The 23,727-nt window shown below is 67.2% G+C and carries 24 protein-coding genes; 7 read left to right on the top strand and 17 right to left on the bottom strand.

Annotation, left to right across the window (positions count from 1 at the left end; all coding sequences use genetic code 11):
- Positions 1–15: 15 nt before the first annotated feature.
- From A8G18_RS02910 to A8G18_RS02865, 10 genes are all read right to left on the bottom strand, one after another.
- A complete protein-coding gene (locus tag A8G18_RS02910; RefSeq protein WP_016935001.1) occupies positions 16–702 on the bottom strand; it encodes a GntR family transcriptional regulator in 687 nt (228 codons plus the stop codon).
- Positions 702–1,394: an urea ABC transporter ATP-binding subunit UrtE gene (gene urtE, locus A8G18_RS02905; RefSeq protein ID WP_064062776.1), complete on the bottom strand. Its 693-nt coding sequence runs from the start codon at positions 1,392–1,394 to the stop codon at positions 702–704. Before urtE ends, A8G18_RS02910 begins: the two co-directional genes overlap by 1 nt.
- Positions 1,394–2,176, bottom strand: a complete 783-nt coding sequence (gene urtD, locus A8G18_RS02900; protein WP_064062641.1) for an urea ABC transporter ATP-binding protein UrtD — start codon at positions 2,174–2,176, stop codon at positions 1,394–1,396. Before urtD ends, urtE begins: the two co-directional genes overlap by 1 nt.
- Positions 2,173–3,342, bottom strand: coding sequence for an urea ABC transporter permease subunit UrtC (gene urtC, locus A8G18_RS02895; RefSeq protein ID WP_016931974.1), 1,170 nt, complete (start codon positions 3,340–3,342; stop codon positions 2,173–2,175). The genes urtD and urtC overlap by 4 nt, the downstream gene beginning before the upstream one ends.
- Positions 3,342–4,226, bottom strand: coding sequence for an urea ABC transporter permease subunit UrtB (urtB, locus tag A8G18_RS02890; protein WP_016931975.1), 885 nt, complete (start codon positions 4,224–4,226; stop codon positions 3,342–3,344). Before urtB ends, urtC begins: the two co-directional genes overlap by 1 nt.
- A 26-nt stretch (positions 4,227–4,252) precedes the next feature.
- Entirely contained in the window at positions 4,253–5,527 is a 1,275-nt protein-coding gene (urtA, locus tag A8G18_RS02885) for an urea ABC transporter substrate-binding protein (RefSeq protein WP_064062640.1), read from the bottom strand.
- A gap of 233 nt (positions 5,528–5,760) precedes the next feature.
- A complete protein-coding gene (locus tag A8G18_RS02880) occupies positions 5,761–6,645 on the bottom strand; it encodes a type IV toxin-antitoxin system AbiEi family antitoxin domain-containing protein (protein ID WP_037222026.1) in 885 nt (294 codons plus the stop codon).
- A 163-nt stretch (positions 6,646–6,808) separates the two neighbouring features.
- Positions 6,809–7,210 (bottom strand): PPOX class F420-dependent oxidoreductase, encoded by a 402-nt coding sequence (locus A8G18_RS02875; protein WP_064062639.1) that lies wholly within the window; start codon positions 7,208–7,210, stop codon positions 6,809–6,811.
- 19 nt (positions 7,211–7,229) lie between these two features.
- Complete coding sequence (gene ramB / locus A8G18_RS02870; RefSeq protein WP_016931979.1) at positions 7,230–8,642, bottom strand: acetate metabolism transcriptional regulator RamB; 1,413 nt, start codon at positions 8,640–8,642, stop codon at positions 7,230–7,232.
- 53 nt (positions 8,643–8,695) lie between these two features.
- Positions 8,696–9,841: a globin domain-containing protein gene (locus A8G18_RS02865; RefSeq protein ID WP_245207762.1), complete on the bottom strand. Its 1,146-nt coding sequence runs from the start codon at positions 9,839–9,841 to the stop codon at positions 8,696–8,698.
- A 532-nt stretch (positions 9,842–10,373) separates the two neighbouring features.
- Between A8G18_RS02865 and aceA the strand changes: the two genes are divergently transcribed.
- The 4 genes from aceA to A8G18_RS02845 all read left to right on the top strand — a co-directional run bounded on the left by aceA (position 10,374) and on the right by A8G18_RS02845 (position 16,297).
- Positions 10,374–11,663 carry an isocitrate lyase gene (aceA, locus tag A8G18_RS02860; protein ID WP_016931981.1) on the top strand — a complete coding sequence of 430 codons (1,290 nt, stop codon included), beginning with the start codon at positions 10,374–10,376 and terminating at the stop codon, positions 11,661–11,663.
- Between the two features lie 177 nt (positions 11,664–11,840).
- Complete coding sequence (locus A8G18_RS02855; protein WP_016931982.1) at positions 11,841–12,737, top strand: 3-hydroxybutyryl-CoA dehydrogenase; 897 nt, start codon at positions 11,841–11,843, stop codon at positions 12,735–12,737.
- Between the two features lie 102 nt (positions 12,738–12,839).
- Positions 12,840–15,131: a 5-methyltetrahydropteroyltriglutamate--homocysteine S-methyltransferase gene (metE, locus tag A8G18_RS02850; protein ID WP_026002806.1), complete on the top strand. Its 2,292-nt coding sequence runs from the start codon at positions 12,840–12,842 to the stop codon at positions 15,129–15,131.
- 107 nt (positions 15,132–15,238) lie between these two features.
- Positions 15,239–16,297, top strand: a complete 1,059-nt coding sequence (locus tag A8G18_RS02845) for an NAD(P)-dependent alcohol dehydrogenase (RefSeq protein WP_064062638.1) — start codon at positions 15,239–15,241, stop codon at positions 16,295–16,297.
- A 57-nt stretch (positions 16,298–16,354) separates the two neighbouring features.
- Here A8G18_RS02845 and A8G18_RS02840 read toward each other — a convergent pair whose 3' ends face one another.
- Together A8G18_RS02840 and A8G18_RS02835 are read right to left on the bottom strand one after the other, a co-directional pair.
- Positions 16,355–17,137 carry a SigB/SigF/SigG family RNA polymerase sigma factor gene (locus A8G18_RS02840; protein WP_016931985.1) on the bottom strand — a complete coding sequence of 261 codons (783 nt, stop codon included), beginning with the start codon at positions 17,135–17,137 and terminating at the stop codon, positions 16,355–16,357.
- A complete protein-coding gene (locus A8G18_RS02835) occupies positions 17,134–17,553 on the bottom strand; it encodes an ATP-binding protein (RefSeq protein WP_026002807.1) in 420 nt (139 codons plus the stop codon). The genes A8G18_RS02840 and A8G18_RS02835 overlap by 4 nt, the downstream gene beginning before the upstream one ends.
- Before the next feature lie 297 nt (positions 17,554–17,850).
- Between A8G18_RS02835 and A8G18_RS02830 the strand changes: the two genes are divergently transcribed.
- Together A8G18_RS02830 and A8G18_RS02825 are read left to right on the top strand one after the other, a co-directional pair.
- Complete coding sequence (locus tag A8G18_RS02830; RefSeq protein ID WP_342434916.1) at positions 17,851–18,309, top strand: STAS domain-containing protein; 459 nt, start codon at positions 17,851–17,853, stop codon at positions 18,307–18,309.
- A gap of 188 nt (positions 18,310–18,497) precedes the next feature.
- The gene (locus A8G18_RS02825) at positions 18,498–19,004 is read left to right on the top strand and encodes a hypothetical protein (protein WP_026002809.1); all 507 of its coding nucleotides are present in this window, start codon (positions 18,498–18,500) and stop codon (positions 19,002–19,004) included.
- A gap of 24 nt (positions 19,005–19,028) precedes the next feature.
- On the opposite strand, the gene A8G18_RS02820 is transcribed toward A8G18_RS02825, so the two are convergent.
- Both A8G18_RS02820 and A8G18_RS02815 read right to left on the bottom strand, forming a co-directional pair.
- Positions 19,029–20,282, bottom strand: a complete 1,254-nt coding sequence (locus tag A8G18_RS02820; protein WP_084421389.1) for a glycosyltransferase — start codon at positions 20,280–20,282, stop codon at positions 19,029–19,031.
- A gap of 131 nt (positions 20,283–20,413) precedes the next feature.
- Positions 20,414–20,770: a hypothetical protein gene (locus A8G18_RS02815; protein ID WP_016931990.1), complete on the bottom strand. Its 357-nt coding sequence runs from the start codon at positions 20,768–20,770 to the stop codon at positions 20,414–20,416.
- Between the two features lie 278 nt (positions 20,771–21,048).
- Between A8G18_RS02815 and A8G18_RS02810 the strand changes: the two genes are divergently transcribed.
- On the top strand, positions 21,049–21,249 hold the full coding sequence (locus tag A8G18_RS02810) for a hypothetical protein (RefSeq protein ID WP_064062637.1): 201 nt from the start codon (positions 21,049–21,051) through the stop codon (positions 21,247–21,249).
- A 71-nt stretch (positions 21,250–21,320) separates the two neighbouring features.
- Here the strand turns inward: A8G18_RS02810 and A8G18_RS02805 are convergent, their stop codons facing one another.
- The 3 genes from A8G18_RS02805 to A8G18_RS02800 form a co-directional block, all read right to left on the bottom strand.
- Positions 21,321–22,763: an alpha,alpha-trehalose-phosphate synthase (UDP-forming) gene (locus tag A8G18_RS02805; RefSeq protein WP_016931992.1), complete on the bottom strand. Its 1,443-nt coding sequence runs from the start codon at positions 22,761–22,763 to the stop codon at positions 21,321–21,323.
- A gap of 137 nt (positions 22,764–22,900) precedes the next feature.
- Entirely contained in the window at positions 22,901–23,047 is a 147-nt protein-coding gene (locus tag A8G18_RS22960; RefSeq protein ID WP_016931993.1) for a hypothetical protein, read from the bottom strand.
- 74 nt (positions 23,048–23,121) lie between these two features.
- Positions 23,122–23,688 carry a type 1 glutamine amidotransferase domain-containing protein gene (locus A8G18_RS02800; protein WP_064062636.1) on the bottom strand — a complete coding sequence of 189 codons (567 nt, stop codon included), beginning with the start codon at positions 23,686–23,688 and terminating at the stop codon, positions 23,122–23,124.
- Between the last annotated feature and the right edge of the window lie 39 nt (positions 23,689–23,727).

Here is a 23,727-nt window from a genome sequence, read left to right as displayed (position 1 = left end):
CTCCACGGATGCGGGTCAGTCGCGGACGGCGCGGGCCATCCGCGCGAAGGTGCGTGCCTCCTCGGCGCGTCGCACGACCACCGATCGCGAGGTGTCGATGTGGGCGAGCAGCAGGTGGTGGGCGTCGTCGAGCTTGTCGGCGAGAACGAGTTCGGCGACCGCAATGTGCTCGTCGACGGTGGCGGCGATGCGATCGGGTGTCAGGTAGTCGAACATCCGCACCGGACGCACCTTGGCGTTCACCGAGGCCAGGGCGTCGCACAGGGCGCGATTGCCGGAGGCGGCGAGCAACGTCATGTGGAAGCGTTCGTCCAGCGTGACGAAACCGGCGTCCGGTTCGGGCGGACGGCTGCGAATCTCGTACCAGTGGTCGAGTTCGGGGCCGAGGACGTCGGGGTCGTGCCGTACCGACTCGTCCTCGAGCACCCGGCGGATCCCGCGCAGCTCCAGGGTGGTGCGCAGCTCGTACAGGTCGGCGAGGTCGTCGAAACGCGGACGGTAGGGATACAGCCCCTGGTCACGACGCTCGACGAGCCCGTCGGACACCAGCCGGGCGAGGGCCTCGCGCACCGGAGTTCGCGACACCCCGTACTGCTCCGCGAGCCGTTCCTCGCTGAGCCGTTCGTCGGGGGAGAGTGTGCCGGACATCAGACGGGCACGCAGCGCCGTGTAGACGCGTTCGCGGCGGGTGTCGGCGGCCATCAGATCGCCATGGCCGCGCGGACGGTGGCAGCGGCGTCGACACCACCTTCCCCGGTGGAGGTGATACGCCCGGATTCGAGGACGTAGTAGTGCAGGGCGTTGTCGAGAGCGAAACCGATGTGCTGTTCGACGAGCAGCACCCCGAGGCCGCCGCTACGGCCGAGTTCGACGATGGTGTTCTCGATCTCGGCGACCACCGAGGGCTGGATGCCCTCGGTGGGCTCGTCGAGGACGAGCATGCGCGGTTCGGTGATCAGGGCGCGGGCGATGGCGAGTTGCTGGCGCTGGCCGCCGGAGAGCAACCCGGCCCGGCGGTCGAGCAGCGGGACGAGGGCGGGGAACAGGTCGAGCATGTCGGCGACGAGCGCGCGGCCGTTGCGCCTGGTGTCCGCGACGACCTGCAGGTTCTCACGGCAGGTGAGCTGGCCGAAGGACTGCTGCCCTTGCGGGACGTAGGCCAGACCCCGGGCGACCCGGGCGGACGGTCGCAGCGAGGTGACGTCCTCACCGTCGAAGAGGATCTTTCCGCGGGTGACGGGCAGCAGGCCGACGGCGGCGCGCAGCAGGGTGGTCTTGCCGGCGCCGTTGTGGCCCATGACCGCAACGGACTTGGCGGACGGGACGGTGAGGGAGAGTCCGTGCAGGATCTCGGTGCGACCGTAACCGGCGTGGACGTCGACGAGTTCGAGCATCATGCCTCCTGAGGTGCGGTGGCGGTCCCGAGATAGACCTGCTGGACCTGCGGGTCGTTCTGGACCTGGTCGACGGTGCCGTCGGCGATGACCTTGCCGCGGGCGAGGACGGTGACGGAGGTGGCGAAGGCGCGCATGAAGTCCATGTCGTGCTCGACGACGACCACGGTGCGCTGCGCACCGATGCGCCGCAGCAGTTGCCCGGTCTCCTCACGTTCGTCGTGGCTCATGCCGGCGACGGGTTCGTCGAGGAGCAGGACGTCGGCGTTCTGGACGAGCAGCATGCCGATCTCGAGCCACTGCTTCTGCCCGTGGGCGAGGATCCCGGCGGGGGTGTCGCGGTGGGCGGTCAGGCCGATCGTCTCGAGGGCTTCCTCGATCTCGGGCAGCACGCCGCTGCGGCGACGCAGCAGCTGCCACGGGGAGCGGCCCGCGCCGGCAGCGATGTCGAGGTTCTGCAGGACCGACAGTTCCTCGAAGACCGAGGCGGTCTGAAAGGTGCGGCCGACACCGAGGCGCGCGACCCTGTGGGTCTTCTTGCCGAGCAGTTCGACGCCGGACTTGGTGATCGAGCCGGTCGCGGGCACCAGGCCGGTGACGGCGTCGACCAGGGTCGTCTTGCCGGCACCGTTGGGGCCGATGAGGAACCGCAGGTCGCCTTGGAGGAGGGTCAGGTCGACGCCGTCGACGGCGGTGAAGCCGTCGAAGGTGACACGCAGGTCGCGGATCTCGAGGTAGTCGCTGCTCATACCGGCGTTGCCGCCGTAGACGGGTGTGCTCATCGGGCGCGCTCCATCGCGGGAAGGTCGGCGGGATCGGAATCGGGTTCGGGTTCGGATGTCGGATCCGGAGGGGTGGGGCTGCGGCGCCGGCGCAGCAGGGTGATCACTCCGGCCAGGCCGGCGGGGAAGAAGCCGACGACGACGATGAACAGCAGGCCCTGGGCGTAAGTCCAGGCGGAGGGGAAGCTCTCCGACAGGGCGGTCTGTGCCCAGGCGACGCCGATGGCACCGAGGACCGGGCCGAGCAGGGTGTTGCGTCCGCCGATGGCCACGCCGATGAGGAACGCGATCGACGGGACGATGCCGACGTCGGCGGGGGAGATGATGCCGACGATGGGCACGAACATCGCCCCGGCGACGCCGGCGAAGAAGGCGGCGACGGTGTAGGCGACGACCTTGATCAGGGCCGGGTCGTAGCCCAGGAAACGGACGCGCTCTTCCTGGTCGCGCACCGCGACGAGCAGTTCGCCGTAACGGGACTGCATGAGCTGGCGGGTCGCGGCGACGACGAGCAGCAGGATCGCCGCGACGATGAAGAACAGCATCCGCTTGTTCACCGGATCGGACAGGTCGTAGCCGAAGAAGGTACGGAAACGGTTGAGCCCGTTGGACCCTCCGGTGGACTGCTGACCGACGAGCAGGATCGCGAAGGCGGCGGCCAGAGCCTGGGAGAGGATCGCGAAGTAGGCACCCTTGACGCGGCGGGCGAACACCCCGAAGCCGAGCAGCGCGGCGATCAGGGCCGGCACGATCAGGATCGCCAGCAGCGTCACGGCGGGCGAGGTGAACGGCACCCAGTAGGCGGGTAGTTCGCGGATGCCGGCGATCTGCATGAAGTCCGGAACCGAATCGCCGCGGAGCTGCGCGTCGGCGATCTTCAGGTGCATCGCCATGATGTAGGCGCCGAGGCCGAAGAACACACCCTGGCCGAGGGTGAGCATGCCGCCGCGACCCCAGGCCAGGCCGATCCCGACGGCGACGATCGCGAAGCACAGGAACTTGCCGAGCAGGCCGAGCCGGAAATCGGAGAGCACCGCCGGGGCAAGACCGAACAGGATCAGTGCGGCGAGCGCGAATCCCGCTGCGGTACGGGTGGGTCCGGGGCGGGTGATGATACGGGCGGGTCCGGCTTGTGTGAAGGTGCGGGCCGACAGGGTCACGGACATCAGACCAGGCTCCTCGTCTTGACGGCGAACAGGCCCTGCGGGCGGACCTGCAGGAAGATCACGATGAGTACGAACACGATCACCTTCGCGATCGAGGCGGTCGTGGAGTACTCGATGAACGAAGTGAGCAGGCCCAGTGCGACGGCCGCGAGCACCGCGCCCTCGATCCGGCCGAGACCACCGATGACGACCACGAGGAAGGCGTCGATCAGGTACGACTGCCCGACGGTCGGGCTGGTGGAGCCGATCAGGGTCAGGGCGACACCGGCGAGACCGGCCAGGCCGGAGCCGAGAAAGAAGGTGGTGATGTCGGTGCGGCGGGACGAGATGCCCACGGTCTCGGCGAGATCGCGATTCTGCACCACGGCGCGGATCCGTCGTCCTATCGGGGTGTACTTCATCGACGCGATCAGCGCGATCACACAGATCACGGCCAGGGCCAGGATGAAGAGGCGGGTCTTGGGGACCACCGCTCCGAGGATCTCGACCCCGCCGGAGAGCCAGGACGGTGCGACGACGTTGACGGCGGGGGCGCCGAAGATGTCGCGGGCGGCCTGCTGGAGCAGCAGGCCCACACCGAAGGTCACGAGCAGGGTGTCGAGCGGGCGGTGGTACATGCGGCGGATGAGGGTGACCTCGAGCAGCACCCCCATCACACCGCCCACCAGGAAGCCGACGAGCAGGGAGACGAACAAGGACACCCCGGCCGAGGAAATCACCTGCTGCACGACGAACGCCGTGTAGCTGCCGGCCATGATGAATTCGCCGTGGGCCATGTTGATCACGCCCATCTGGCCGAACGTCAGCGACAGCCCCAGCGCTGCCAGCAACAGGATCGATCCGATACTCAATCCTGTGAAGAACTGTCCTACAAGGACATCCATGTCGTCTCCCTCGTCGGCTCGTGCTGTCAGTTACCGGACAGGCCCGAAGCCCAGTCGTAGGACTCGAGGTACGGGTCGGGCTCGATGGCACCGTCGGACTCCCACACGGTGTAGATCAGCCCGTCGCCGCGGATCTCACCGATGCGGGCGGTCTTGGTGATGTGGTGGTTGTCGCCGTCGATGGTCACGGTGCCCTCGGGGGCCTCGAAGGTCACGCCGTCGGCAGCTTCGACGACGTCGTCGACCTCGAACGATCCGGCCTTCTCGACGGTGTTCTTCCACAGGTGGACCGAGGTGTAAGCGGCTTCCATGGGATCGGAGGTCGGCTTGTTCTCGCCGTACTTCGCCTTGTACGCCTCGACGAAGGACGTGTTCTCGGGCGAGTCGACGGTCTGGTAGTAGTTCCATGCGGTGAGCTGGCCCTCGATGTTCTGCGCACCGATGCCCCCCACCTCCTCCTCGGCGATGGACACCGAGACGACCGGCATGTCCTTCGCGTTCAGGCCGGCGTTGGTGTACTCGCGGAAGAACGCGACGTTGGAATCGCCGTTGAGGGTGTTGAACACCGCGTCGGCATCGGCGGTGCGCACCTTGTTGACGATGGTGGAGAAGTCGGTGGAGCCGAGCGGGGTGTAGTCCTCACCCTTGATCTCGATGCCGTTGGCCTCGGCGTACGCCTTGATGATGCGGTTGGCGGTCTGCGGGAAGACGTAGTCGCTACCGACGAGGTAGAGCGACTTCACGCCCTGCTCCTTCAGGTAGTCCAGGGCGGGCACGATCTGCTGGTTGGTGGTTGCGCCGGTGTAGAAGATGTTCGACGACGACTCGAGACCCTCGTACTGGACGGGGTAGTACAGCAGCGCGTTGCGGTCCTCGAAGACCGGCAGCATCGCCTTGCGGCTCGACGACGTCCAGCCTCCGAACACCGCTGCGACGCAGTCGGATCCGATGAGCTTCTCGGCCTTCTCCGCGAACACCGTCGGCTCGGACGCGCCGTCCTCGGAGACGATCTCGATCTGCTTGCCGAGCACACCGCCGTCGGCATTGATCTCCTCGACGGCCAGCGTGATCGAGTCGCGGACGGTGACCTCGGAGATGGCCATCGTGCCCGACAGCGAGTTGAGCGAGCCCACCTTGACGGTGTCGCCCGAGGTGTCGACGCACGACGCAGCACCGGCGGCGGTGGTGCTGCCCTCGTCGCCCGCGCGGCTTCCGCAGGCGGACAGAACGAGTCCGACTGCGACGAGTGCGGCGGGGGCCGCGATGGCGCGGGTGGCGAGCCTGGACCTGACAACAGACATGTAGAGCCCTTCCTTCGAAGGTGGCGGGAGGGGGCCCGGTGTATCCGGGCGGCGTATACAGCGCTGTATCCGTGAGGCCACACAGTAGAAGGGAGTTGTTGCGCGGGAATATCTTCCGGTCACGGTCTCATGACGCAGATTTCGCGCGTGTTACACAGCGCGCACAAGCATCGGCTACGGCCTTTGCCATCCGCTACGGCAATTGCTGTAGCGGACAGCTGAAGATGTAGCGATTACCTCCGGGCACGGGCGACGGCCCGATCGAAACGGGCGCGGACCACGTCGAATCGGAACAGCTCCGGCCACGTCCACCGCACCACCTCGAAGCCGAGATCGCGCAGCGCGTCCTCACGTCGCTTCTCCCGTCGGACGGCTTCGATCCCGCTGTCGTCGTACTTGCCCATGCCGTCGAACTCACCGACGACGCCTTCGTCCTCCCAGTAGAAGTCGGCTCGCCCGACGAAGAGTCCACTGGGAGTTCTGATCTCCTGCTGCAGGATCGGCGACGGCATGCCGACCTCCTGCATGCGCACCCGGCTGAGCGACTCGCCAGGGCTTTCACTGCGACCGTCGACGAATGCTGCCACCCGCCGTGCCGCGGCGATGCCCGTACGAGGGCCCGACTCGGCCAGGCAACGGGCGAGAGCTTCCGCGAACCCCGGCTGACGGGCTGCGGCGGAGTCACCGGCGATCACCGATTCGTCGAAGTCGAGCGTGCAGGCGAGGTCGACGACCGTCCGGGCCATCGACGTGCAGGGAACTCCGTCCACCTCGGAGCGGTCGTCGGCGGGGAGTGGCGCGACGTGCAGGTGGCGACTTGCGGTCCTGCGTCCACCACCCGACCTGTCGCGGGTGACGTGCACCCGCGTGAGGTCCGGCTTCCACAGGGCGAGTCCGTGCAGGACGGCGGCGGACTCGTGGCTGGTCACGGTGTCGGCGGACAGGCGCGCACCGACGGACCGGACGCGCATGCGGTAGCGGTCGAGGTCGTCGAGGGAGGCGTCGGCGATGTACACGCCGGGTTCGAGTCGTTCGAGTTCACCGTTGCGCAGGGCTCGGCGGATTTCGGTGTCGCTGAGGCCGGTCGTCAGGGCGTCGGCGCGCAGGAGGGGCTGCATGGCGACCACCCTGCCCCACGTCCGCCGCCGAAAAGCCGCGGACGACGCGGATTCCGATCGATCTGTGGATGAGTCGTCGCCCTGTGGACAACGCGTTCGCTACATCTTTCGTCATCTGCTGCAGCTATTTCCGTAGCGAATGGCGAATTCCGTAGCGGACGGGTCAGGAGGGTTCGAGAACCGAGCCCATCACGCGCTCGACCGCGATTTCGATGACGACGCGGCGGGGATTGGCGCGGGGCTCGCGGTAGCGGGCGGCGTAGCGACGCTCGCCTTCGCGGACGTCGGCGGGCTCGCGCGTCACGCGGGCCGGTCCCTCGAGGGTGAGCCAGCGTCCGCCGTCGACCTGGCTGACGACGGCGTAACCGCCGCGCTCGACGTTGAGCGTCTTCTGCGAACCTTCGAAAGTGATGACGCGGGCGAGGCCGGCCTCTTCGTCCCACGTGAACCCGACGGCGACGACGTGCGGCGAGCCGTCCTTGCGGAGGGTCGTGAGCGTCGCGAGGTGGTACTCGGACAGGAACTCGAGTGCCTTCGCGCCTATCGCGTCGGGGGTGCGTGCCATGCGACGAGCCTACCGACGCTCAACGCACCAGATACGGCGAGACCGACGAGCGGTGCTCGTTGATGTCGATCTCCTTGCCGAGGGGTGGGAACGCGCGCTGCGGGCAGTTCATCCGCTCGCACACGCGGCAACCCGAGCCGATCGGCGTACCGGGATTGGAGTCGTCGAGGTCGAGACCGTCGGCGTAGACGAGACGATGCGCGTGCCGCAGTTCGCACCCGAGCCCGATCGCGAACGTCTTCGACGGCTGACCGTACCGCGCGGCGCGACGTTCGACGGTGCGCGCGACCCACAGATAGCGACGACCGTCGGGCATCTGCGCGATCTGCGTCATGATCTTGCCGGGATAGGCGAAGGTCTCGTAGACGTTCCACAGCGGGCACGTGCCGCCGCTCGTGGAGAAGTGGAAACCGGTGGCGGACTGCCGCTTCGACATGTTCCCGGCGCGGTCGACGCGGACGAACGAGAACGGGACGCCCCGCAGTTTCGGGCGTTGCAGGGTCGAGAGCCGGTGCGCGACCGTCTCGTAGCTGACGCCGTAGAAGGCCGACAGGCGTTCGACGTCGTACCGGAAGTCCTCGGCGATCTCGTGGAACTGCGTGTACGGCAGGATCAACGCGGCCGCCCAGTAGTTGGCGAGCCCCAGCCGGGCCAGTGCTCGCGAGGGATCGCTGGTGAACGAGCCCTCCGCGACGAGACGGTCGATGAGCTCTCCGCACTCCAGATATGCGAGTTCGATGGCCAGCTTGAACACCTGCTGGCCACCGGACAGTTGCGGCGCGACCTCGAGGACGCGGGTCTCGGGGTCGTAGCGGTGCAGGATGTTCTCGCCGAGGTCGATGCGCTTGACGATCTGCACGTCGTGGGCCGTGGTCAGGCGTCGGGCGATCTCGCCGCCGACGTCGCCGCGGTGGAAACGGATGCGATTGGCCAGTTCCTCGGCGGCGGTGTCGAGATCGTGCAGGTAGTTCTGTCGCTGGTAGAAGTAGTCGCGTACCTCTTCGTGCGGCATGGTGATCGCGCCGCTGCCGCTTCCGTCGCTGTACCGCTCCTCGGTGGCGACGGCGAGCTGTGCGGTGGTGTTGCGGAAGCGCCGGTGCAGGTTGACCATCGCCCGCGCGAGGGTGGGGTGGGCGGCGACCATCTCGGCGATCTCCTGGGCGTCGGCCTCGATGCCCATCTCCCGGTCGAGCGCGACCTCCCGCATCTCGGCGATCAGGCGCGTATCGTCCTGCGAGGAGAAGAAGGTGGCGTCCACCCCGAAGACCTCGCTGATGCGGAGCAGGACGGGCACGGTCAGGGGCCGGACGTCGTGCTCGATCTGATTGAGATAGCTAGCGGAGATCTCGAGGGTCTTGGCGAGTGCCGCTTGGCTGAGTCCTCGCTCGGTGCGTAGCTGCCGCAGCCGGGCGCCTACATAGGTCTTGGCCATTCGCCCAGGGTAGAACTGCCTTGCAACCTTCGCAAGGTGACGTTTGCAGCATGTTAATCGACGGGCGCCGGTGGCGCTTCGAGGCCGAACCACGAACCGGGCGCGAACGCCTCGAACCGGATCGACGCCGGAGCCACACCGGAGGCGACGAGGTCGGTGCGGATAGCGCGCATGAACGGGATCGGCCCGCACACGTAGGTGCGGGCGTCGCCCGGAATCGCCAAGCCGGACAGAGGGGTTCGCCCGCCGCTACGGATCTCGTCGTATTCGGTGTAGCGCACGTGGAGTCGGGCGTTCGGCAGCGAGTCGACCAGGGTCCGGATCTCGGTCCGATGCGGTTGCTCGTAGGGCGTGCGGTCGAGGTGGACGACGTCGACGCTCCGGCCGTCCTGGCGGGACTGGAGGTCGCGGAGCGCGGCGATGGTCATGGTCACGCCCACGCCCGCCGAGACGAGCAGCAGCGGTTCGCTGCCCGGGTCGACCACCACGCTGCCGAACGGCGGCGACACGAGGAGGCGGTCGCCGGACCGCAGGCCGTCGCACAGCACCGGGGAGACGAGTCCGCCCGGTACGCGCTTGACGGTCACCGCCCACTCACCGCTCGTCCTGCCCGGGAACACCGTGTACTGGCGGATCTGCTCGGTCCCGTCGGAGAGCGTGACCCGCACCGAGATGTACTGCCCGGGAAGGAATGCCGGCAATCGCCCACCGTCGACGGAGCGGAGATGGAGGGTGGCCGCGTGCGCACCGTCGTATTCGTGCTCGGTGACGACCACCCGCCGCCAGATGTCGCCGGGCGCGACACCGGCCTGCCGGTACAGCTTGGTCTCCTGCTCCACCAGGGAATTCGCCATCAACGTGTACACCTCGTGCCAGGCCACGGCGACCTGCGGTGTGACGGCCGCGCCGAGCACCTCGGCTATCGCGGCGAAGAGGTGGGTTCGCACGATCTCGTAGTGCACGGCCCGCACGCCGAGGGAGGCGTGCTTGGCCGCGATCCGCTCCATGATCGGGTCGATGTCGGTCGGCGCATGGCTGACGAGCAGCGATGCGAAGGCGGCCACCGAGTCGGCGAGGGCCCGTTGCTGGGCGCCGTCGGCCTGGTTGGTGCGGTTGAAGATGTCCCGCAGGGAGGGGACGGCCCGGAAGAGCCGGTTGTAGAAGACACGTGAGATCGCGCCGATCTCGGCTCCGACCACCGGCAGGGTCGCTTCGATGATCGACCGCGACGTACTCGAGAGAATGTCGACTCCTCGTGTTCGGGGGCTGTTCGACCGGGGCCGGACAGGCCGAGCAGTGCGACGCGCCGGCCCCGATCCGGCCGGAGACATGTTACGGGTGGGATTCGAGGGGTCAATGGGCATCGCGATGGCAGATCACCTCTTGTGAAGGCGGTCACAGGCGACTGTCCGATCTGTCCGCCGGTGGGTGATTCGGCGGAGCGCTGCGTGCCGCCGTCGGCGTCCGGGAGGGGGCGGCAAAACCCGAGGTAGTTACTACTCGCGGGTAATAAACCTGTGCCCGATTCGGGTAGTTGGACCGGCCATCGATTAGCAACATTTGCAATGCCTGCTTCGAAAATAGCCGAGATTGGCACTAGCAACAGGTAGACGGGGTTTTTGGAGTGTGTCATTGTCGTTCTTGTACATCCGAACGGCACGCAAAGGATGTGAAGTCGTACAAGCGTACTGCTTCATCCCGAGCGGGGCAGATCTAGAGAGTGGAGATTTGATGTCGACCACCGGCACCCCGAGGACTGCAGAAGAGATCCAGAAGGATTGGGACACCAATCCGCGCTGGAAGGGGGTCACCCGCAACTACACCGCCGAGCAGGTCGCCAAGCTGCAGGGCACCGTCGTCGAGGAAGCCACCCTCGCCCGCCGCGGTTCCGAGATCCTGTGGGATCTCGTCAACAACGAGGACTACATCAACTCGCTCGGTGCCCTCACGGGTAACCAGGCCGTCCAGCAGGTCCGCGCCGGCCTGAAGGCCATCTACCTGTCCGGCTGGCAGGTCGCCGGCGATGCCAACCTCTCGGGCCACACCTACCCGGACCAGTCGCTGTACCCGGCGAACTCGGTTCCGCAGGTCGTTCGCCGCATCAACAACGCGCTGCTGCGCGCCGACGAGATCGCCAAGGTCGAGGGCGACACCTCCGTCGAGAACTGGCTCGCCCCGATCGTCGCCGACGGTGAGGCCGGCTTCGGTGGCGCCCTCAACGTCTACGAGCTGCAGAAGGCCATGATCGCGGCCGGCGTCGCCGGTTCGCACTGGGAGGACCAGCTCGCGTCGGAGAAGAAGTGCGGTCACCTCGGTGGCAAGGTGCTCATCCCCACGCAGCAGCACATCCGCACCCTGACCTCGGCTCGCCTCGCGGCCGACGTCGCCGACGTCCCCACGGTCGTCATCGCCCGTACCGACGCCGAGGCCGCGACCCTCATCACCTCCGATGTGGACGAGCGCGACCGCGAGTTCCTCGACGGCACCCGCACCGCCGAGGGCTTCTTCGGCGTCAAGAACGGCATCGAGCCCTGCATCGCCCGTGCGAAGGCCTACGCTCCGTACTCCGATCTCATCTGGATGGAGACCGGCGTGCCGGACCTCGAGGTCGCGAAGAAGTTCGCCGAGGCCGTTCGCAGCGAGTTCCCGGATCAGCTGCTCGCCTACAACTGCTCGCCGTCCTTCAACTGGAAGGCTCACCTGGACGACGCGACCATCGCGAAGTTCCAGAAGGAGCTCGGCGCGATGGGCTTCAAGTTCCAGTTCATCACCCTCGCCGGCTTCCACTCGCTCAACTACGGCATGTTCGACCTGGCCCACGGCTACGCCCGCGAGGGCATGACGGCCTTCGTCGACCTGCAGGAGCGCGAGTTCAAGGCGGCCAAGGAGCGCGGCTTCACCGCCATCAAGCACCAGCGTGAGGTCGGTGCCGGCTACTTCGACAGCATCGCCACCACCGTCGATCCCAACACCTCCACGGCTGCCCTGAAGGGCTCCACCGAGGAAGGCCAGTTCCACTAGGAACAAGCGCCACCCAAGAGGCCACCACCCCGCGGCGGGATCCACAGGTCCCCATGTCTCGCCGCGGGGTGTGTGCGCATCAGGAGCGGTTCGACGCTCCGATGGGCACACCCTCGATGCGTTTCCCCGTGCACCGACGACCCTCGGCCACGACCCCCACAACGAGAAGGAGCTGACGTGACCAGCGAAAAGATTCAGCGCGTCGGCGTGATCGGCGCCGGCATCATGGGCGCAGGTATCGCCGAGGTGTGCGCACGCGCTCATGTCGACGTACTGGTGTTCGAGCAGACCCGCGAACTCGCGGCTGCAGGACGCGCCCGCATCCTCCGGTCGCTCGACCGGGGTGTCAGCAGCGGCAAGATCACCGAACGGGAGCGTGAGCAGGCCGCATGGCGTCTGCGCTTCACCTCCGATCTCGGTGACTTCGCCGATCGGCAGCTCGTCGTGGAGGCCGTCGTCGAGGACGAGAAGGTCAAGAGCGAGATCTTCGCCGAGCTCGACAAGATCGTCACCGATCCCAACGCGGTGCTCGCCTCGAACACCTCGTCGATCCCGATCATGAAGCTCGGTATCGCCACCCGCGCCCCCGAGCGTGTCATCGGCATGCACTTCTTCAATCCCGTGCCGGTGCTCCCGCTCGTCGAGCTCGTCACCACCCTGAAGACCGGCCCCACCGTCTCCAAGCGCGCCGAGGCCTTCGCCGCCGACGTACTGGGCAAGCAGGTCGTGCGGTCCTCCGATCGCGCAGGTTTCATCGCCAACGCACTGCTGGTGCCGTACCTGCTCTCGGCGATCCGGATGGTCGAGTCCGGCTTCGCCACCAAGGAGGACATCGACAAGACGATGGTCCTGGGCTGCGCCCACCCGATGGGTCCGCTCGCCTTGACCGACCTCGTCGGTCTGGACACCGTCAAGTCGATCGCCGACTCCATGTACGAGGAGTTCAAGGAGCCCCTGTACTCGGCACCACCGCTGCTGCAGCGCATGGTCGAGGCGGGACTCGTCGGCAAGAAGTCGGGCGCCGGCTTCTACGAGTACGCCGACAACGGCCGCACGGTCAAGAAGGCCGGCTAGCCAGGTAGCACCACCGCACACGGCGCCCGTGCCCGGAGACAGTGTCCGCACTGGTCACCGGTGCACGGGCGCGGTGTGCATGAGGGAAAGGTCGACGCCGACATGGCAACTCCTGCCGACGGATACGGATCCAGCATCCTCGGGTACCCGCGCATCGGGCCCCGCCGCGAGCTCAAGTTCGCCCTCGAGGCCTACTGGCACGGTGAGGGCACGCGGGACGAACTCGTCGCGGTCGCTCGCGAGCTCCAGGAGAACACCTGGCGCGAGCTCGCAGCCACGGGTCTGACCCAGGTACCCGGCAACACGTTCTCCTACTACGACCACGTCCTCGACAACGCCCTGTTGTTCGGAGCGCTGCCCGAGCGGTTCCGTCCGCTGGTCGACGAGCTCGACCCGCTCGATCTGTACTTCACACTCTGCCGCGGACGCGAGGACTTCCCGCCGCTCGAGCTGGTGCGCTGGTTCGGCAGCAACTACCACTACCGCCAGCCCGAACTCGACGAGAACACCGTCTTCGGGTTGAACTCGGCGGCCGTGCTCGACGAGTTCGAGCGCGCGAAGGCCGAGGGCGTCGAACTGCGGCCGGTGGTGCTCGGGCCGGTCTCGCTGCTGTTGCTGTCGAAGGTCGCGCCGACCTCGACGAAGGACGGTTTCCGCACCCTCGACCTGCTCGATGCGCTGCTCCCCGAGTACGAGAAGCTCTTCGAACAGCTCGCGCGGGCCGGCGCGACCTGCGTGCAGCTCGACGAGCCGTCGTTCACCGAGGACCGCAGCGAAGAGGAGCTCGCAGCCCTCGCGCGGGCCTACGACGTGCTCTCGCACGCTCCGCTGCGGCCGCGTCTGCTCGTCACCGGCCCGTACGGGCATCTCGGTGAGGCGCTGCCGATCCTGGCCGCGTCGAAGGTCGAGGCGATCGGCCTGGACCTGGTCAACGGACGCATCGGCGCGGCCGAACTGGCCGCCGTTCCCGGGTTGAAGCGCAAGCGCATCTACGCCGGGGTCGTCGACGGCCGCAACGTGTGGAAGGCCGACCGCCACCGCACGCTCGAGTACCTGAAGTCGATCGCCGCCGTCGCACCGGATCTCGTCGTGTCGACCTCGTGCTCGCTGCTGCACGTGCCCTACGACGTGCTCGTCGAGTACGACATCCCCGGCGACGTCGCCGATCGTCTCGCTTTCGCGAAGCAGAAGGTGGGGGAGGTGGTCTCCCTCGCCAAGGCGCTCACGACCGGAGCAGAGGAGCGTTGGCGCAAGCCGCCCGTGTCGGTGCACTTCAAGCAGAAGCACACCGTGCGTGCGCGCCTCAATGCGGTCACACCCGCCCATCGGGTGCGCGCGCCGTACGAGGAGCGGCAGGTCGCGCAGAGCGAGCGCCTGAATCTTCCGCCGGTGCCGGCGACGACCCTCGGGTCGTTTCCGCAGACCGCGGAGATCCGCAGGGCGCGAGCAGAACTCGGTCGTGGTCGCATGTCGTACGACGAGTACGTCAAGCGGATCCAGGAAGAGATCGAGTCCACCATCCGTCTGCAGGAGAACATCGGTCTCGACGTCCTCGTCCACGGCGAGCACGAACGCAACGACATGGTGCAGTACTTCGCGGAGTTGATGGAGGGCTTCGCCACCACGCGCTTCGGCTGGGTGCAGGCCTACGGTTCACGGTGCACGCGTCCGCCGATCCTCTACGGCGACATCGTGCGCCCGAAGTCGATGACGGTCGAGTGGATCGCGTTCGCGCAGTCGCTGACCGACAAGCCGGTCAAGGGCATGCTCACCGGCCCGGTGACTATGCTGGCGCGCTCGTACGTGCGTCAGGATCAGCCGCTCCACGAGACGGCCGACCAGCTCGCGCTGGCCATCCGTGACGAGATCGCCGATCTCGAGCGGGCGGGTATCGCGATCATCCAGGTCGACGAACCGGCCATTCGTGAACTGCTGCCGCTGCGGCAGGACGGGCGCGCCGAATACCTCGACTGGGCGGTCGATGCCTTCCGTCTCGCGACCGGTGGTGCGAAGCCGGAGACGCAGATCCATACGCACCTGACCTACTCGGGTCAGGCGTCGGTGGTCGACGCGATCGAACGGCTCGATGCCGACGTCACGGCGATCGTGGCGACGCGCTCGATCCGCTGGGTGCTCGAGGCGATCAAGGACCGCGCGCTGTCCCACGGTGTCGGCCCCGGCGTCTACGAGTCGCGGTCGGCGCGGATCCCGGACATCGACGAACTGGACGAGTTGCTCACCGAAGCGGCCGAATCGGTGGAACTGGACCGGTTGTGGGCCAACCCGGACGGCGGCCTCAAGACCCGTCACCACTGGCAGCTCGAACCGTCGCTGCGCAATCTCGTCGCGGCAGCTCGTCGACTGCGCCGCCGGGCGGCGCAGCAGGCCGACTAGGTCGCCGGGCGGCGCAACAAGCCGGAGAGCGGAACCCTGTCGAGGACATGCACCCGCGGGAATTCCCGCGGGTGCATGTCGTCGTGAGGCGGAGTAGTTGTGGAAGGATGACGTCCACAACCGGTACGACCACCGTCGCCGCCTACGCCGCCACCGCGCCCGATTCGCCTCTGTCGAAGACCACCGTCGAACGGCGTGCCCTCGGCCCGCTCGACGTGCTCATCGCCATCGAGTTCGCCGGCATCTGCCATTCGGACATCCATACCGCGCGGAACGAGTGGGGCGGAACCAAGTACCCGATCGTGCCGGGGCACGAGATCGTCGGCACCGTGGCCGCGGTCGGTCCCGAGGTCACTCGCCACGCCGTCGGCGACCGGGTGGGCGTGGGCTGCTTCGTCGATTCGTGCGGCGAATGCGACCCCTGCCGAACGGGTTTCGAACAGCACTGCACCGCTCGTGTCATGGGGACCTACAACTCCGTCGACCGCGACGGCACCGTCACCCAGGGCGGCTACTCGACGCACATCGTCGTCACCGAACATTTCGTCCTGCGGATCCCGGACGGGCTCGATCCGGCTGCCGCAGCACCGTTGCTGTGCGCGGGGATCACCCTGTACTCGCCGCTGAAGCGGTGGAATGCGGGTCCGGGGAGCAGGGTCGCGATCATCGGGATGGGCGGCCTCGGACACGTCGGTGTGAAGATCGCGGCGGCGATGGGCGCGGAGGTGACCGTGCTCGGCCATTCGTTGTCGAAGAGGGAGGACGGCCTGCGATTCGGTGCGGTCGACTATCGATCCACCGAGGTCCCGGAGACGTTCTCGGAGCTCCGCGGGAAGTTCGACCTGATCCTCAACACTGTCTCGGTCGACCTCGACCTCGACCGCTACCTGTCGTTGCTGCGGCTGCACGGCACCCTCGTCGGCCTGGGGCTGCCGGAGAAGCCGCTGTCGGTGCGGGCATTCTCCCTGGCGATGAACGATCGCGCGATGGCCGGATCGAATGTCGGCGGCATTCCCGATACGCAGGCGATGCTCGACTTCTGCGCCGAACACGGCATCGGTGCGGAGATCGAACTGATCTCGGCGGACCGGATCGACGAGGCGTACGACCGCGTCGTGGCCAGCGACGTGCGCTATCGCTTCGTGATCGACGCCTCGACATTCTGAGCATCACGTTCGGGCGACGGTCGACGTCCCGGGTGCAGACCCGGGACGTCGACCCCGTCAGAAGTTGTCGCCGAGTTGCTCGCGCAGCTGCGCGAGGGTCTTCGTGAGCAGACGCGACACGTGCATCTGCGAGACACCCACTCGCTCGGCGATCTGCGTCTGCGTCATGTTGCCGAAGAAGCGGAGCAGGACGACCGTGCGCTCCCTTGCAGGAAGGGCCTCGAGCAGTGGTCTCAGCGCTTCGTGGTTCTCGACCTCGTCGAGTGCGGCGTCGTAGTCGCCCAGCGTGTCGGCGAGGGTGAGCCCGTCGTCGCCGGACGGGGACGACCGGTCGACCGACACCGTCTGATAGGCGTTGCCGGCGACGAGACCCTGCAGCACCTCCTCCTGCTCGATGCCGAGTTCCTCGGCGAGTTCGGAGGCGGTGGGCGCCCGGCCGAGCTGCTGGGAGAGCTCGGATGTGGCCTTGCTCAGGGACAGGTGCAGTTCCTTCATCCGCCTGGGCACACGAACGGCCCAGCCGGCATCACGAAAGTGCCGACGCACCTCGCCCATGATCGTGGGTACCGCGAAAGAGACGAAATCCGAACCTCGTTCGGGGTCGAAGCGGTCGACCGCGTTGACCAGGCCCAGACGCGCGACCTGCAAGAGGTCTTCGAACGCCTCACCGCGGCCGTCGAAACGACGGGCGATGTGCTCGGCGAGCGGAAGGCACCGGGCGACCACTTCGTCGCGAATGCGGATACGACCGGGGTCGTCCTCGTCGAGCGCAAGGAGTGTTCTGAGAGTTTCGGTGACGTCGGCGTATTCGTCGCTCGACCTACCCGTGTTGCGCGTCACCGATCGGCGCTGCCTTCGGCGATGGACATGTCGATCGTGGCGCGCGAATCGTTGCTGGTCACCGAGATGGACTCGGTCAACGAATTGAGCACGTGCCATCCGAAGGAGCGCGGCTGTCCGATAGCGGAGGCGTCCTCCGTCGGTGCCGACAGGCTGATGTGCAGTAGCGGGAGGGCCGCCCGGAAGGAGCACGCCAGGATCGCGTCCTCGGGCGCGCCCATGATCAGCCGCGTGGCCGCTTCGTCGACGGCGAGCTTCACGTCCGCCACGGTATCGAGGTCGAAGTCGTGCTGCAGCGCGATCGCGGCGGCTACCGCGCGGAGGACCGCGAGCTGATCGGGGTGGGCTTCCACTCGCAATTCGACTACCGGGGGAGTGTGGTCGCGTGCCGATTCGATCGACGCGGATTTTGCCATGAGCCTTGTGTCTCCAGTACGGGGATGGGGTGAGCGGGTCGTGTCTGTCTGTCTGGTCGTCGTCGGAGAGATTACCCAGATACCGCGAATTCAATCCATCTGCCGTGACCTGCGCAGGTGCCGGCGATCCGCCCGAAATGCACGATCGACCTGTTGAGCGCCGACGGTTGGTGGACTACTGTCGGGAAAGAAGGTTGAGCACACAGCCGAGAACCCGGAAGCGCCACCCGTAACGGGAGGGTTCCGATCGATCACAGGCTGTGCCTGTCTCGTCGGTCGCGCTTCCTGAAATTTTCGATGTTGGGAAGTGCTATGACAGTTCCTCAGCGAATTGCCGCACAAGTAGATTCCGTCACATCCGGATGGTCGGCTCGGCCGATCAGGTCCGATATTCCTGCAGAGCGGGTAGTCGGGGCGGAGTTCAGTGCTCAGCGGGTCGAACCGGATCTGGTCTGGGTCGGTGTGCGAGGCGAGATCGACATCCGTAATGCACACGCTCTTCACGCATTCACGCATCGACAGCTCGAAGAGGCGGTCCGTATGGTCGTGGACCTCGCGGCCGTCGAGTTCTTCGGTGCGGCCGGGCTGTCGGTCTTCGACGATCTCGACGAACGCGCTCGTGCTCTGAACGTCCGCTGGGTTCTCCTGAGCGGGCGGCCCGTGGAACGGCTTCTCCGGATCGCCGACGCGGACCTCGCGGCCAAGGCCTGTAGGACACGCGAAGCAGCGCTCGCTGCGGTCGCTCCTGTGACGTAAGAGATCGGGAGAGCCGACCACACGGCGTGGCCCATAATCCGCCACGCCCCTCCATACCGTTGCCGTTCGGGACACCCGGGCGGCAACGGTTCCGTTCGAGGCCGGTCCATCCTGTGCCGTTCGGCTCGACCTGCCCGTTTCGTCGCTTCGACCCCGGGGAACCCGCTGATGAACCCGAGGAGGTCGAGATGAGCACGAACGACTGGATTCTGCTGGTGATAGCGGTGGTCGTCGCGTTGGTGCTGCTGGCGGTGCTGGTGTGGACGCTCCGCAACCGGCGGGCCGAGCGTCGGCGCGCCGAAGCCGAGCGGCTGCGTCGCAGCGTCGAGGAGAACAGGCCGGGAGTCGAGCAGCGAGCCGCGTCGGCCGAACGTACCGAAGCGGAAGCTCGTCGCGCCGCGGCGGAAGCCGAAGCGAAGGCGGCCGAAGCGGAGCGGTTGCGTGCCCGGTCCGAAGAGGAGCGGCACACGGCTGACGCCGCCCGGGCCGAACTCGACGAACGTCGTCGCCGGGCGGAAGAGCTGGATCCCCGTTCGACAGAGCGTGCCGGGTCCGCCGACCACCGCGCGGAATCGACGCCGCGCACGGCCGGTTCGTCGGGCCAGGTCCCGAACGCTGTGCCCACAGGTGAGGGCCGGATCGACGACGCCGGCCGTGCGGGCGCCCACCGGAACGATCAGGACCACCGTCGCTGATCGTTCCGGCGTCCCTACCGGACGTTACTGCACACCGGTCCGTGCGGTCCGGTGTGCAGTGCGCCGGACAGGTACGCACCGCTCGTAGGCTCGAAGGGTGTCCTCGGCCACACGATCCCAGGTGTATCGGGCCAGTACGCGGTCGCGTCCGGCGATCCCGAAGGTTGCGCGCGTCGTGGCATCGGTGAGGAGTCGGCGCGCGGCCGCAGCGACGGCCTCGGGGGAGCGGGTGGGCACAAGGATGCCCGTGGCGTCGTCGAGAACCGTATCGAGCATTCCTCCGGAGGCCGACGCGATCACCGGACGACCACATGCCATCGCCTGCAGCGCGAGCATCCCGGACGGGTCGTGCCAGGGGGTGGACACCACGGCATCGGCGGAGCGGAGCAGTGCGGGCATCTCGTCCCGGCCGACGTCGCGCCGGATCCGAACGCGTCCGTGCACTCCGCGCGCACGCGCGAGCTTCGTGAGACGGGACTTCTCCTGCTCGTCGGATCGGCGGGACACGTGGGCGGGAGCGGGATCTGCGGCGATGATCAGTTCGGTATCGGGAACACCGGCCAGAGCTTCGATGACGGTGTCGAATCCGGAACCCGGTTCGAGAGGGCCTGCGGCGACGAGCCGATGTCGGCGGGTCCGGGCGGTGTCGGGAGCGGCGGCGGTGCAGTAGTGGGCGGTGTCCACTCCGCTCGGGACCACCGTGGTGCGCGTGCGCGGAAGCCCCATGCGTGCCAGTTCGAAGACTTCGTCCGAGCTTGTCGCGATCATGCGTGTCGCGCCTCGGGCGATGAGTCGCTCCAAGCGGATTCGATCCCGTGAATGTGTATCCGTCGGAGTCTTCTCGCGGATCCGTTGTTCGACCGTGCCCAGCGAGTGGAACGTCTGGACCGTGGGAATACCCAGTGACCGGGTGGCGAGCTGGGTGGCCAGACCCGACAGCCAGTAGTGGGCGTGCGTGATGTCCGGCGGCCGCACGCGCCATTCCCGATCCAGGAAGGTTCCGAATTCACCCATGGCGGACGCTGTTTCGTCAGGATGCAACGGGGACAGCGGCCCTGCCGGTATCTGCACCACCTCGTATCCGCCGGGGGCCGAGATCCGGTCGGGACCGGTGCTGTCCTCGCGGCGCGTGTACACCACGACCTCGTGGCCGGCCGCGGAGAGGGCAGAGGACAGCCCGTCGAGATGGACATGCAGTCCTCCGGGCGGCGCGCTCGCGGGCGCACCATGACCGAGCAGGGGATTCACTTGTCCCGCAACCATCGCGATCTTCACCACAGCGGTATTCCCGTGCGGGAAGGGGGATAAACCCGTCACGGTGGGAGGGGTGGACCGAAATATGCTGTTGTCCAGCGAGTTCGTTCCAGTGGGAGTCGTGGTCTCCGGTGCTCGGAGGGGGCGGGGCGGACTCAGATGACGGCGCGGACGGAGATGGTGGCGTAGGCGACCATCAGGACCAGAAGCGCCCATCCCGCGCCCTGCCAGATCGGCCAGCGCCCTCCACGCTTCCAGGTGCGGTAGGCCGTCAGCAGTGCGCCGAGTCCGCCGAGCAGCAGGACGAGGGTGGGGCCGAAGACCAGGATCCGGCGGGCGGGATCGGTGCAGACCGCGAAGGCCGCGTCCGTGCAGTCCTGCCCGGAATTCGTACCCCAGAGGATGGCGACTCCCATGAGCGCGAGTGCCACTGCGATCACGCCGACCGCGTAACCCGTCGCCTTACGGGCCGTGCGGGGGTCGTTCCAGCGTTTCTCCACATCCTGGGTCATCGTTCGGCTCTCCTCGCGTCGAAAGGCACACGTGCGCGCACCGGGCCGCCGCAGCGCCGGGTGCGACTCGCACCTTCGAGTACCCCGGACCGCACCGCTCAATCGGACATGAAGCGATCACGCGATCTCTCGGTCCGGGATTCACGCCGGAACCTTCCGAAATCCCGTCGGCACGTCCGGTATGACCGGATCGTGGTTCTCGGTGCGTTTGTTCGGTTTCCGTCGCGGGTATTGCTACCCGGCCGGACGGTCCGGCGTGTGGTACGGATCGAGGTGAGATCGTGCGATTGTTGAGTCTCGTGGTCCTGGTCTGGTTGATCATCGGCGCGGTGGCGGCCGGTCAGCGCGGCTACTTCGGCGACTCGGACCAGAACTGCAGCAGTCTTGCGACGGTGGCCGTCACGGTCGTGGCGGGGCCGCTCAACTATGCGGGCGTCAACCCCGAGGTCGAGTGCGAGGTGCCGCAGCCGAGTCGGTAGGTCCTGCGACCCTTCGGGCCCGGGAGCCGGGTATGGGTCCCTCTCCGGTACGCACCGGAGAGGGACCGCGATCAACTGCCGGAGACGCCGACGCGGGCACCCGAGGCGGCCTGGAGATCCTCGAGGAAAGTGCGCGACCATCGGGCGACGTCGTGCTCCATCACGTGGGCGTGCATGGTCTTCATGCGCCGCATGCGTTCGGCGGGATCCTCCTCGATCGCCTCCACGATCGCGCGCTTGACCCCTTCGAGGTCGTGCGGATTGACGAGGAGGGCGCGACGCAGTTCCGCTGCGGCTCCGGCGAATTCGCTGAGGACCAACGAGCCGCTACCGTCGCCGTGGCAGGCGATGAACTCTTTCGCGACGAGGTTCATGCCGTCGCGCAGAGGAGTGACGAGCATGACGTCGGCGCCGGTGTACATCGCGAGCAACTCGTCGCGGTCGACCGAGGAGTGGAGATAGTGGACCACCGGTGATCCGAGACGTGCGAACTCGCCGTTGATCCGGCCCACTTCGCGCTCCACCTGGTCGCGGAGTTGCGCGTACGCCGTCAACCGTTCACGACTCGGAGTGGCCAACTGCACCATCACGACCTTCTCTGGATCGAGGGTGCCTTCGGCGAAGAGTTCGTGCAGTGCTTCGAGGCGGACGTCGATCCCCTTGGTGTAGTCGAGACGGTCGACGCCGAGCAGCATGACCTCCGGATCGCCCAGATCCCTGCGGATCTCCGCAGCACGATCGCGGATGGCCTTCTCGCGCGAGCGATCCCGGAGGTGAGCAGAATCGATGGAGATCGGGTAGGCGCCGACACGAACCTTCCGGTCGCCGAGATCGATCGTCCCGCCGGACGAGGTTCCGCGCGGTGCCGGGAGCCCGAAGAGCCGGTTCGCGAGATAGACGAAGTTCTGTGCTCCACCGGGAAGGTGGAAGCCGACCAGATCGGCGCCGAGCAAACCGTCGACGATCGCCGTGCGCCACGGCAACTGCAGGAAGAGTTCGGTGGGAGGGAAGGGGATGTGGAGGAAGAACCCGATGGTGAGGTCGGGCCGGAGGTCGCGCAGCATCCTGGGGACGAGCTGGAGCTGGTAGTCGTGCACCCACACCGTCGCCCCGGGGGCCGCAGCGCGGGCCGCGGCCTCGGCGAACCGCTTGTTGACGTCGCGATACGTGCGCCACCAGCGGCGATCGAAAGTCGGGGGGATGAGTGCATCGTGGTAGAGAGGCCACAGGGTGTCGTTCGAGAAGCCCTCGTAGTACTCTTCCACTTCCTGGGCGGACAGCTCGACCGGATACAGGGAGAGCCCGTCCTCCTCGAAGGGCTCGAGGGCTACGTCGGGGGTGCCGGGCCATCCGACCCACGCGCCACCGCTGGAACGGAGGACCGTCTCCATCGCGGTCACCAGACCACCGGGGCTGCGCCGCCACACCGGTGGGCTGCCATCGGCAGGCGTCTCCAGATCGACCGGCAAGCGATTGGCGACCACGACGAAATCGTCGGAGTGCGGCTCGTTCATAATCCCGCCTTCGTGCAATGCCTCACGGCGAACCAACCCCACATTTCGAAATCGACCACTTCTTGCTATCAAGGCGGGTCGGGTACCGCAAACCGCGACAGCGGATGCGAGCCTTCCGACAGCAGGTTTCCGAGATGTCAGTTCTCGCTCGCCACGGGCGCCGCCGAGTTGTCGAACATCTCGTCGATACGCTTCTTGATCTCTGCGGTACTGAACCGCACGCCCTGGGGGAGGGTCGCGGAGGAAGAGATGGTAACGCCGGAAACGGGGTTCTGCTCGAGCATCGTCGAGGTCCTTTCGGAAGGCAGAGGGGAATGACTGCGACCTCCGTGGTCGCAGCCCGGGAACGGAAGGGGATTCAGCCTGCGCGGCGCGCGGCGAAGAGATCGATCAGAGCCTTGCAGAAGGCCGGCAGGTCGCCCGGATTGCGGCTCGACACGAGGTTGCGATCGACGACCACCTCCTGATCGACGACGTTTCCGCCGGCGTTGCGGATGTCGGTCCGCACGCTCGGATACGACGTGAGCGTGCGGTCGCGCACCACGTCGGCCTCGACGAGCGTCCACGGTCCGTGACAGATCACGCCGACGGGACGCCCGGACAGGACGAATTCCCGCACGAAGGAGACGGCACTGTCGTCCTGCCGCAGGTGGTCGGGATTCGTGGTGCCCCCGGGAAGGACCAGACCGTCGAAGTCGCCGGGCGACACCTCGGAGACGAGGCGATCGACGGTGTACTTCCCCGCGGCGTGGACGTCCTTCTCCATGGACTGGATCTCGCCCTGCTCGATAGAGACGAGCCGGACGGTGGCGCCCTCGCTCTCGAGTGCCTGGCGTGGCTCGACGAGCTCGACCTCCTCGACTCCGTTCGTCGCGAGAATTGCGACGGTCAGTCCGGACAGTCGTGCCCCATCGGCGGAATTCATGGTCGTGTGGTCCTTTCTCGGTGCGGTCGGATACCCGGC

It is taken from the genome of Rhodococcus gordoniae (assembly GCF_001646655.1).
GTDB classification, from domain to species: domain Bacteria; phylum Actinomycetota; class Actinomycetes; order Mycobacteriales; family Mycobacteriaceae; genus Rhodococcus; species Rhodococcus gordoniae.
The sequence above is the reverse complement of the archived record's forward strand: the minus strand, read 5'-3'. Positions and strand labels throughout refer to the sequence as shown.

Bases quoted from the DNA above. Each gene is read 5' to 3' on its own strand.
- A8G18_RS02880 (WP_037222026.1), bottom strand. From the start codon at position 6,645: ATGCAGCCCCTCCTGCGCGCCGACGCCCTGACGACCGGCCTCAGCGAC.
- urtB (WP_016931975.1), bottom strand. From the start codon at position 4,226: ATGGATGTCCTTGTAGGACAGTTCTTCACAGGATTGAGTATCGGATCG.
- A8G18_RS02825 (WP_026002809.1), top strand. From the start codon at position 18,498: ATGAGCACGAACGACTGGATTCTGCTGGTGATAGCGGTGGTCGTCGCG.
- urtC (WP_016931974.1), bottom strand. From the start codon at position 3,342: ATGTCCGTGACCCTGTCGGCCCGCACCTTCACACAAGCCGGACCCGCC.
- metE (WP_026002806.1), top strand. From the start codon at position 12,840: ATGGCAACTCCTGCCGACGGATACGGATCCAGCATCCTCGGGTACCCG.
- urtE (WP_064062776.1), bottom strand. From the start codon at position 1,394: ATGCTCGAACTCGTCGACGTCCACGCCGGTTACGGTCGCACCGAGATC.
- A8G18_RS02875 (WP_064062639.1), bottom strand. From the start codon at position 7,210: ATGGCACGCACCCCCGACGCGATAGGCGCGAAGGCACTCGAGTTCCTG.
- A8G18_RS22960 (WP_016931993.1), bottom strand. From the start codon at position 23,047: ATGCTCGAGCAGAACCCCGTTTCCGGCGTTACCATCTCTTCCTCCGCG.
- urtA (WP_064062640.1), bottom strand. From the start codon at position 5,527: ATGTCTGTTGTCAGGTCCAGGCTCGCCACCCGCGCCATCGCGGCCCCC.
- A8G18_RS02835 (WP_026002807.1), bottom strand. From the start codon at position 17,553: ATGGCAAAATCCGCGTCGATCGAATCGGCACGCGACCACACTCCCCCG.
- A8G18_RS02830 (WP_342434916.1), top strand. From the start codon at position 17,851: ATGTTGGGAAGTGCTATGACAGTTCCTCAGCGAATTGCCGCACAAGTA.
- A8G18_RS02910 (WP_016935001.1), bottom strand. From the start codon at position 702: ATGGCCGCCGACACCCGCCGCGAACGCGTCTACACGGCGCTGCGTGCC.
- A8G18_RS02845 (WP_064062638.1), top strand. From the start codon at position 15,239: ATGACGTCCACAACCGGTACGACCACCGTCGCCGCCTACGCCGCCACC.
- urtD (WP_064062641.1), bottom strand. From the start codon at position 2,176: ATGAGCACACCCGTCTACGGCGGCAACGCCGGTATGAGCAGCGACTAC.
- aceA (WP_016931981.1), top strand. From the start codon at position 10,374: ATGTCGACCACCGGCACCCCGAGGACTGCAGAAGAGATCCAGAAGGAT.
- ramB (WP_016931979.1), bottom strand. From the start codon at position 8,642: ATGGCCAAGACCTATGTAGGCGCCCGGCTGCGGCAGCTACGCACCGAG.
- A8G18_RS02800 (WP_064062636.1), bottom strand. From the start codon at position 23,688: ATGAATTCCGCCGATGGGGCACGACTGTCCGGACTGACCGTCGCAATT.
- A8G18_RS02805 (WP_016931992.1), bottom strand. From the start codon at position 22,763: ATGAACGAGCCGCACTCCGACGATTTCGTCGTGGTCGCCAATCGCTTG.
- A8G18_RS02815 (WP_016931990.1), bottom strand. From the start codon at position 20,770: ATGACCCAGGATGTGGAGAAACGCTGGAACGACCCCCGCACGGCCCGT.